The following is an 8,870-nucleotide window of genomic DNA, read 5'->3' as shown; positions in this document are numbered from 1 at the left end:
GAAAAAGGGGTTCTCACAACGCCAAACCGGCCATTGCGAGAACCCCTTTTCTAGCTATTGATGAATCATGAGTAGTGAAATTAAAATAAAAACCAGCACCACCATGACTGCCAGCACGCCAATGAGGCGGCGAGTGAAGTGGTGGTCGAGGTGGTAGACGTAACCTAGGACGCCGGCCAAGGCAAGTAGGCCGACGACCGCTAAGATAATGAGTTTAAGTTTGACGTCGAAATCCGTAGTTAACATGGCGCGCTTCCTTTTTTAATCGTTGTCGTCATTATACCAGAAAGGAGTCTGGACCGCGGTTAATCCCGTTCGATCAGTAACGCAATCCCCATGCCACCGCCGACGCACATGGCCGCTAAGCCCCGGTGGCTGTCGCTATGAATTAGTTCGTGGAGTAACGTGACCACGATGCGGGTACCGGACGCGCCCAGGGGATGGCCAAGAGCAATACTACCGCCGTTGACGTTGAGCCGCTCGCTGGGTAATTTAAGATCGCGAGCCACAGCCACCGATTGTGCCGCGAAGGCTTCATTGACTTCGTAGCGGTCGATATCGTTAACCCGCAGGTGGTGTTGATCGAGGACATCTTGGATGGCGTAGACCGGCGCGTAGCCCATGATGTCGGGGTCAATCCCGTTTTCATGATAGCCCGTCAGCGTGGCTAAATACGGGATGTGGGCCGCCTGGGCGGCTGATTTACGCATGAGCACCATCGCGGCGGCACCATCGTTTAAGCCCGCGGCATTGCCTGCCGTGACGGTTCCATCTTCGCGAAAGGCCGGTGGAAGTGTTGCGAGTTTAGCCAGCGACGTGTTGGCCCGCACCGCTTCGTCTTGGGTAACCAGGTCATTACCCACGGGGACCGGCACGATTTCGTCGTTGAATTGTTCGTTAGCTTGGGCTTGCACGGCCTTTTGTTGTGAGGCCAGAGCGAAGGCGTCCTGGTCTTCGCGGCTGACGTTGAAGCGTTCCGCCACATTTTCCGCGGTGATGCCCATGGGCACGTTGGTGAAGGCGTCAGTCAACCCGTCGCGGGTCAGACTATCCGTCAGGGTCACGTCGCCGAATTTATGGCCCCACCGTGATTGATGATTCAAATAGGGCGCCTGGCTCATACTCTCCGTTCCCCCGACTAGCACGGCGTCGGCGTCTCCCATGAGGATGGCGCTTTGGCCCAGCCGGATCGCCTTGAGACTCGAGCCGCACACTTGATTGATGGTCATGGCGGTGCTGGTCTCTGGGAGGCCAACGTTGAGTTCGATTTGCCGGGCGATGTTCTGGCCCGCCCCGGCCTGCAAGACCGTCCCGAAGATGGTCTGCTGGATCATGGCGGGATCGAGGCCACTGCGCGTGACGGCGGCCTGCGCGGCGATACTGCCCAGGGTGACGGCGGAAACTGAACGGAGCCCACGGCCAAACTTGCCAATCGGGGTCCGCACTGCACTAACAATTACAACTTCTTCTGCCATGTAAATTCTTTCTCCTTTTCCGATAAGTCTCCGAACCTTAAATATAACCGACTTTACCCATTTTGTCTTGGATTCAGCCGTAGTTACCCATAGATTTCGGCATTTCTTAAGGAATCGCCACGCGTTGTGAATGTGCTAGAAGTTCATTTAATTCCTAAAATAATAATTAATAATTGACCGGTAGCAATGACGGGTGCGAGCGCCACAGTCCGCCACCCCGTCGATTCTTATTTTTCATTCGCGCGGTCATCGCTTATAATGGAAGGTGGAATTCAAGACAGATAGGGGAATTGTAGTTATGGAAGAAACTGAAGCATCAGCCGAACTAATGACACCCACGGAGTTCTTGACCCCGGAGCATTTAGGACGGTTATCCGTCAACCAGCAAAAATACGCCCAGACCATCTTGGCCGACGTGACTCACGCCCGGCAGACGGTCGATTTGGGAACTGGTGCGTGGTCCGCGCAACAACTCATCGGGACCTTGGCCGCATTGCCAACTCTGGTTGAGCGTCCGCACGTCTACTACGTGGCGGTGACGCCCGTGCTTACGGCGTACTTTAAAGCGCAGGCCGCGGTCAACCTCAAGGATCTGCTGGCGGCATTGAAACAAGCTCGGCCGGCGTTGGTCGAAAAACACGCGGCGGCCGACGACGCCCAGCAGGCTTACGAGGGTGTCGTGGCCCTGGTCGAAGAGTGGCTCCAAGCCATGGGAACCCAACCCGAAGTGACCAACCTTAGCGAACAGGACCGTCAGCACTTCGTGACCATCGTACATACAACGGCCGAACTCATGATTACCGGGAAACAAGCCCAGCCCGCTGACTGGGATGTGGCGGGAATTTCATCGATCATGTTTGGGCCGTTTACTCACCTGTTGGATGAACAAGACCGGGTTCCTGCACTGTTTAATCTGGTGCCGTTTGCGCTGACCACGCTCTTCAATTATTTGAAAACGCAGCATCAGCTTAAGGATGCCGATCAACTGCTGGCCTGGGTCGCTAAGAATCATACGGCCTTGGTCACCATGTACAATCCCAAACTTGAGAGCTTCTACGAGGAGTTGGCTTCGGCCATGCGGCGGGCCAACGTTGATGCCAATGATCATGCCGCGGTAGATGCCTTTACGCAGGACTATTTGAACGCACATCCCGCCATGGGCCGTTCGCTTTTCACGACGGATCAACAACTGACGAAGAAGCGGCCAGCGAAGCACTTAAAATACAGTCAAAAACGCCGGCGCAACCGACGGAAAAAACGGTAAACCAAAAGGAGATGTCCCAGACCCAAGTTGAAGTGAACCCCTCGAATTGGAGTAAATCCAACTCGAGGGGTTTTACTATGTTTTCAGCTAAAATAAAACAACAAGTCTTAACTAAATATCTTCAAGGAAAATCGCCACAAAAATTAATGCAAGAGTATGGGATCAAAGGCTCCGCGACCATTTATCAATGGTTAGCCAATTTTAAATTGTTTGGTATTCCGGGCTTGGAGAACCATTCAGAGAAGACTTTTTACGACTATTCCTTTAAAATTAAAGTCATCAAATGGCGACAGACTCATCATGCCTCATATCCAGCTACAGCAAGCCACTTCCGCCTAAAGAACCCAGTTACAATATGGGATTGGGAGCGAAAGCTGATTGAGGGACGTTTGAAGCCATTCAAAGGACGGTCTTTAAAAGTGACAGGCAAATCAAAGGATTCTAAAACACTCAAACAACTTCAAGAAGAGAATGAAATTTTACGCATTCGGGTAGCCTACTTGGAAAAACTCGAAGCCTTAGCACAGAAAAAATCTCAAACCAAGAAAAAGCCCAGCTAATCACTGAGCTAAGGTGTAAATTCAACGTCAAATTAGTTGTGGTATTGAAAGCGGCCAAGATGTCGAGCAGTAGCTATCATGATGCTTGTCATCGTAAGTATCAAAACACCTCTTCAACGTTAATTGAAGAGGTCAAAAAGATTCGACAAAACAATCCAGACTATGGTTATCGCACTGTAACCTTAGCACTTAGGAATAAAGGCATACTGGTCAATCATAAGGCGGTTTTGAGAATCATGCGCGAAAATAATTTATTGTGCACTGCCTTTAAACGGCAAACAAAGAAGTACAACTCGTATAAAGGTACTGTCGGTAAAATCGCTAGAAACCGTCTAAATCGCAACTTTAAGACCAATCGCCCTTTTCAAAAAATCGTGACTGATGTCACCGAAGTGCGTTGGGGTCATCAGACCGTCAATGAACGTGCATACTTCACTGCCTACATTGATCTTTATAACGGAGAAATTCTTGAGTGGGCAATTAGTCAGCATCCAACAGTTAAATTCGTCACTGATCCCTTAGAACGCCTTATAGTAAGAAGACCCAAAGTGCCTTATCGAATGACTATTCACTCGGATCAAGGATTCCAGTACCAGAACTGTCGATATATCAGTATTCTCAAAGAAGCTCGAGTCTTTCAAAGCATGAGCCGCAAGGCCACATGCCTTGATAACGCCGTAGCAGAGAGTATTTTCCACATTCTCAAGGTAGGGACTGTTCATAATCACAGTTATAGCAGTTATCAAGAGCTTGCGGCAGCAATAACCGAATACGTAGGTTATTACAATTACCACCGGATAAAAACAAAATTGGCCGGCATGTCCCCGGTAAAATACCGGGAACATGCCAGCCAATTAGTAGCTTAGAAATTCACTCCAATTTATGGGGTTCACTTCAAGTGGTCCGGACATCTCCTTTTTAGATACAAATTAAGCTTCAAGGTCGTCGATGGCTTCCTGAGCAACGACAGGGTCCGTTGCGTAGGGGGTGTCGACGCCATTAATTTTTTGGTAGGCATCCTGCCCCTTGCCGGCAAGAATAACGAGATCGTCATTGGTTGCGGAGGCAATGGCGTGTTGGATGGCTTCCTCCCGTTGTGGGATTAAGGTGGTGTGCACCTTGGTGTGGTCAATGTAGCTGTCAATCTCCTTGGCGATGGCGATTGGGTCCTCGTGACCGGGATCGTCCGTCGTCAGAAAGGCAACATTAGCGTAATCGTTGAGCGCCTTGGCAAAGCCTTCGCGGCGGTCTTCACCCTTATCGCCGGTACTCCCCAGAACCACCTTAATCTGGTGATCGGGGAACTGCGCGTGTAAGAAATGGAGGAGGGCGTTCATGCTACCCCAGTCGTGGGCGTAGTCAATGTAGACGGTCCCGTGTTGGCGCGTCGTCAAGACTTCCATCCGACCGGGAATCGTGGTGTTGGCCAACCCTGTTTGCATGTCGGCCACGTGAGCGCCGGCTAGTGAACTGGCCAGAATCGCCGCGGTGGCGTTACTCTGGTTAAAGTCGCCAGGAACCGAGACGTTGTACGTGGTCGCCAAATCGGCGAAGCGGTCTTGCGCATGGTTCACGGTCAGGCGAAATTCGCTATCCGTCAGGGTGGCCGCTTCACTGGTCAGTGAGACGGTCGCATCGGGCTGGTTGACGCCGTACGTGAAGATATGGTCGGGAGCCGTGGAGACCTTGGCCGCCGCTAACACGTCGTCAAAATGATTCATATCCGCATCAATAATGCAGTTATCTGAGTTAATCATCAACTGTTGCTTGCAGAAGAGATAGTTGGCGAAGTTGGGGTGCTCATTAATTCCGATGTGGTCGGGCGTGATATTCAGAAACAGGCCCACATTGAATTTCAAACCATAAACGCGGTCCAGCAAATAGGCCTGCGAGGCGACTTCCATGACCAAGATCTTTTGGCCATTTTCCACAGCCTGCCGCATCTCACGGAAGATGTCGAACGATTCCGCCGTGGTCAGGTGGGCCTTGAACTGGTCTTCGGGCTTGGGTCCCAAGATGTGATTAATTGTAGAGAACATCGCCACTTGGTGTGGGAAGGTCTGTTCCAAGATATTTCGCGTGAAATAGGTGGAGGTCGTCTTCCCCTTGGTGCCGGTGTAGCCAATCACGAACAGGTCGTTTTGTGGAAAGCCAAAGTACAGCTGTGCCGCCAGAGACAGTGCCTTACGCACGTCGGTCACGAAGATGCCGGGCGTGGTTAGGTGATAATCCTGTTCAGCGAGATAACAAATCGCCCCGTTCTCAATGGCCTGGTGAAGATAGTCCACGGAGAAGTTGAACCCCTTGCACACGAAGAGACTGTTGGCGCTAACCTTGCGTGAATCATAGGCTAGGCCTTCGAACGTCACGTCGTCAGACAGTGTTGTGCCTTGATACAGGTTGTGCTCTTGAAGTAGAGCAATCAGCTGATTTACGCGCATACAATTGCCTCTTTTCAGATTAGTCGTTTGGACGCATCGTTGGGAAAAGCATGACGTCACGGATAGATGCGGAGTCGGTCATTAACATTGTCATCCGATCGATACCAATTCCCAGACCACCAGTAGGCGGCATTCCGTATTCCATGGCTTCGATGTAGTCGGAATCAATCCCGTGAGCTTCTTCGTTACCAGCTGCCCGTTCGGCGTCTTGGGCTTCGAACCGTTGACGTTGGTCGATAGGGTCGTTTAATTCCGTGAAGGCATTCCCAAATTCATTACCGTTGATGTAAAGTTCGAACCGGTCGGTGAAACGCGGGTCCTTCGGGTTCTTCTTGGCCAGTGGTGAGATTTCAACCGGGTGACCGTAGATGAACGTTGGGTTGATCAAGTTGTCTTGAACCTTTTCTTCGAAGATGGCGTTGATGATGTGGCCAACCTTCCAATAAGGTTCGCAGTGAATACCATTTTCCTCGGCTAACTTCCGAGCGTCTTCGTCAGACATTGGTTGCCAGAAGTCGATACCAGTGGCGTCCTTAACGGCGTCAACCATGTGAACCCGCTTGAAGTCGCTGTCTAGGTCGATGTCCTTGCCCTGGTACGTCAACTTGCCGGACCCATTTACCTTGTTGGCCACGTAGCGGAAGATGTTTTCCGTTAAGTCCATGACGTCGGTGTAGTCGGCGTAGGCCGTGTAGACTTCGACCATGTTGAATTCAGGGTTGTGCCGTAAGTCGGTCCCTTCGTTCCGGAAGTCTTTGCCCAGTTCGTAAACTTTTTCCATCCCACCAACAATCAGGCGCTTCAGGTAAAGTTCCGTAGCAATTCGCAGGTATAAAGGAATATCAAAGGCGTTGGAGTGGGTCACGAATGGCCGCGCTTCAGCCCCACCGGCTTCCGTTTGAAGAACCGGGGTGTCGACTTCGAGATAGCCGGCATTGTCAAGGTATTCACGAATGGCCCGCTTGACCTGGGTAACCTTGACGAAGCGATCGAAGCTGTCGCGGTTAGAGATTAAGTCCAGGTAGCGTTGACGGTAGATAGTTTCAGGGTTCGTCAGACCGTGGTACTTGTCAGGCAATGGCCGTAATGACTTGGATAAGAATTCGAAGTCAGTGAAACGTAACGTTAAGGCGCCGGTGTTGGTTTTGATGACGTAACCTTTGGCACCGATAAAGTCCCCTAAGTCTAACGTCTTGTAGAGGGCGTACTTGTCTTCGCCCAGTTCGTCTTGACGGGCGTAACCTTGGACCACACCAGTTCTGTCGAGCAAATCGATAAAGCCAGCCTTGCCACTACCACGCTTACCGGTAATCCGACCCGCAACAGCAACATAATGTTTGTCTTCCATCAGCTCTTCTTTATCGTACTTATCGTATTTTTCAGTGAGTGACTGGCTGTCGTCAGTTCTATCGAAGCGGTGACCGAAAGGCGCGATGCCCTGTTCTTGTAGCTTGTTCATTTTATCCCGACGGACCTGCATCTGATCATTCAGATCGGTCGGTGCGGCATTATTATTTTTGCTGTTACCCATGTTGTGTCCTCCTATTAAGTATTGATTCAAAAGTTCTATGAATCCAGACCTCCCTTAAATTTAGTTGATTTTCGGTCAATAAGCAAGCCTAATCGCCCGTTAAATAAGGAAAAAAGCGAAACTAGAAACGCAAAATCGGCTCGCACTGACAATGAAAACGGTTTAATACAAATTGTTTAATTATTCGGCCGGCGACGGTTTCGGACCACCGGGGAAACATGATAGACTGATGGTTACTGTTAGGAGGAATTGATGATGGGGAAAATGGTTCGTTCGTTATGGCCGCTATTGGTACTGGGGTTGTTGGTGAACACGGCCTATAGCGTGATGTGGCCACTAACGACGATTTATCTGCATAATAATTTGGAACTCAGTCTAGTCATGAGCGGCTTGATTCTGGCGGTTTACTCCGGCTTCAACGTGTTAGGTGGCTATCTCGGTGGGGTGCTGACGGACCGTTTTCCGGTGAAACGCGTAGGCCTGATGATGCTGCTGGGTCTAGTCGTTGATGCCGTCGCCGGGTTAATTTGGAACGGTCGTGTGGCCTATCCCATTGTATTGGTGATTTTTGGCTTGCTGACGGGCGGAATGCTCACGCTAATTACGGCCATGGCTGCGCACCTCAGTCGGGGGAGTGGCCGGCTCTTTAACGTCCTCTACATCTTCATTAACTTAGGCTTGGTCGTGGGGACGGCTAGCATTGGCATTCTGTTTCATCGTAGCCTGCGACCGATTTTCTTACTATTGATTGGGTGCTATGTGTTGGCGACAGTCTTATGGCTAAACTACGCCGATCGACTGGTTCAACCAGCTAGGGGAACTGGGGCCACGGCGGCTGTCACAACGACGGGAGCCAAGCCCGCCGTGTTGGGAGCTACTCAGATTGCAATTATTTTGTTGAGCCTGACGCTGATGTGGCTAACGTATGCTCAGTGGATGAGTAATGTTTCCGTCTATATTCAGGATCAGGGCTTGCCGATTCGGCTGTACAGTCACTTGTGGGTGTACAACGGGTTGCTCCTCATTGTGGTGCAGTCGTTGATGACCAAAGTCAGTCGTACCAAGACTTTACCGGTACAGATCGTCCTCGGATTGGTGGCCATTGGTGGTTCGTTTCTTCTATTAAGTAGTGCAACGGGTGTGTCCGTCCTCTTTTTGGCGATGACGCTATTGACCTTGGGTGAAGCCATCTATGTTCCGGGGGTTCCGGCCCTGATTAACGCCTATACGATCGGTAATGAGGGAAAGTATCAAGGCTTAGTTAATGCTTTTTCTTCGCTGGGAAAGGCGGCGGGTCCGGTGCTGGGGGGGCTTGTTATTGGCTCGACGCAAGCTTTTTCACGATTATTTCTCTTGTGTGGGGTTGTTAATGTGGTCATTGTCGTTGTTTTGGTGGTGGTTGTCCGGCCGGCTTTACGAAAGGCCGACGAACCATCGTAGTCTTTTTGCCACGAAACACACGGTCTATCCGTACCAAGTTAGAAGCTTTCACTAGGGTCATTCGCTTTTGAAAAAAAGACGCAATTTATTCATGATTTCCATTGACGACAGGCGTCTGGCTTGGTATAGTTATATCCGTTGTCATGTGAGCCACTTAGC

General features: G+C 50.7%; 8 protein-coding genes. 4 read left to right on the top strand and 4 right to left on the bottom strand.

The features are described 5' to 3' along the window. Positions 1 to 54: 54 nt before the first annotated feature. Complete coding sequence (locus KB236_09460; protein UIF28754.1) at positions 55 to 246, bottom strand: hypothetical protein; 192 nt, start codon at positions 244 to 246, stop codon at positions 55 to 57. A 59-nt stretch (positions 247 to 305) separates the two neighbouring features. After that, on the bottom strand, positions 306 to 1,475 hold the full coding sequence (locus KB236_09455; protein UIF28753.1) for an acetyl-CoA C-acetyltransferase: 1,170 nt from the start codon (positions 1,473 to 1,475) through the stop codon (positions 306 to 308). Between the two features lie 298 nt (positions 1,476 to 1,773). On the opposite strand from KB236_09455, the gene KB236_09450 reads away from it, so the two are divergent. From KB236_09450 to KB236_09440, 3 genes are all read left to right on the top strand, one after another. Continuing rightward, complete coding sequence (locus KB236_09450; GenBank protein UIF28752.1) at positions 1,774 to 2,739, top strand: hypothetical protein; 966 nt, start codon at positions 1,774 to 1,776, stop codon at positions 2,737 to 2,739. A 77-nt stretch (positions 2,740 to 2,816) separates the two neighbouring features. Continuing rightward, positions 2,817 to 3,299: a helix-turn-helix domain-containing protein gene (locus KB236_09445; GenBank protein ID UIF28751.1), complete on the top strand. Its 483-nt coding sequence runs from the start codon at positions 2,817 to 2,819 to the stop codon at positions 3,297 to 3,299. Further along, positions 3,272 to 4,165 (top strand): IS3 family transposase, encoded by an 894-nt coding sequence (locus KB236_09440; protein UIF30338.1) that lies wholly within the window; start codon positions 3,272 to 3,274, stop codon positions 4,163 to 4,165. The genes KB236_09445 and KB236_09440 overlap by 28 nt, the downstream gene beginning before the upstream one ends. A gap of 63 nt (positions 4,166 to 4,228) precedes the next feature. Here KB236_09440 and KB236_09435 read toward each other — a convergent pair whose 3' ends face one another. Both KB236_09435 and lysS read right to left on the bottom strand, forming a co-directional pair. Continuing rightward, positions 4,229 to 5,740, bottom strand: a complete 1,512-nt coding sequence (locus tag KB236_09435) for a UDP-N-acetylmuramoyl-L-alanyl-D-glutamate--2,6-diaminopimelate ligase (GenBank protein UIF28750.1) — start codon at positions 5,738 to 5,740, stop codon at positions 4,229 to 4,231. A gap of 19 nt (positions 5,741 to 5,759) precedes the next feature. Further along, the gene (gene lysS / locus KB236_09430) at positions 5,760 to 7,271 is read right to left on the bottom strand and encodes a lysine--tRNA ligase (protein ID UIF28749.1); all 1,512 of its coding nucleotides are present in this window, start codon (positions 7,269 to 7,271) and stop codon (positions 5,760 to 5,762) included. Between the two features lie 255 nt (positions 7,272 to 7,526). Between lysS and KB236_09425 the strand changes: the two genes are divergently transcribed. Next, positions 7,527 to 8,711: an MFS transporter gene (locus tag KB236_09425; GenBank protein UIF28748.1), complete on the top strand. Its 1,185-nt coding sequence runs from the start codon at positions 7,527 to 7,529 to the stop codon at positions 8,709 to 8,711. Positions 8,712 to 8,870: the final 159 nt, after the last annotated feature.

Source organism: Levilactobacillus brevis, assembly GCA_021383565.1.
GTDB classification, from domain to species: domain Bacteria; phylum Bacillota; class Bacilli; order Lactobacillales; family Lactobacillaceae; genus Levilactobacillus; species Levilactobacillus brevis_B.
Note: the sequence above shows the minus strand (reverse complement) of the source record. Positions and strands in the feature narration are given on the sequence as shown.

What these genes read in the sequence shown, in the direction of transcription:
- KB236_09460 (UIF28754.1), bottom strand. Translation starts at nt 246, where the DNA reads ATGTTAACTACGGATTTCGACGTCAAACTTAAACTCATTATCTTAGCG.
- KB236_09455 (UIF28753.1), bottom strand. Translation starts at nt 1,475, where the DNA reads ATGGCAGAAGAAGTTGTAATTGTTAGTGCAGTGCGGACCCCGATTGGC.
- KB236_09450 (UIF28752.1), top strand. Translation starts at nt 1,774, where the DNA reads ATGGAAGAAACTGAAGCATCAGCCGAACTAATGACACCCACGGAGTTC.
- KB236_09445 (UIF28751.1), top strand. Translation starts at nt 2,817, where the DNA reads ATGTTTTCAGCTAAAATAAAACAACAAGTCTTAACTAAATATCTTCAA.
- KB236_09435 (UIF28750.1), bottom strand. Translation starts at nt 5,740, where the DNA reads ATGCGCGTAAATCAGCTGATTGCTCTACTTCAAGAGCACAACCTGTAT.
- lysS (UIF28749.1), bottom strand. Translation starts at nt 7,271, where the DNA reads ATGGGTAACAGCAAAAATAATAATGCCGCACCGACCGATCTGAATGAT.
- KB236_09425 (UIF28748.1), top strand. Translation starts at nt 7,527, where the DNA reads ATGGGGAAAATGGTTCGTTCGTTATGGCCGCTATTGGTACTGGGGTTG.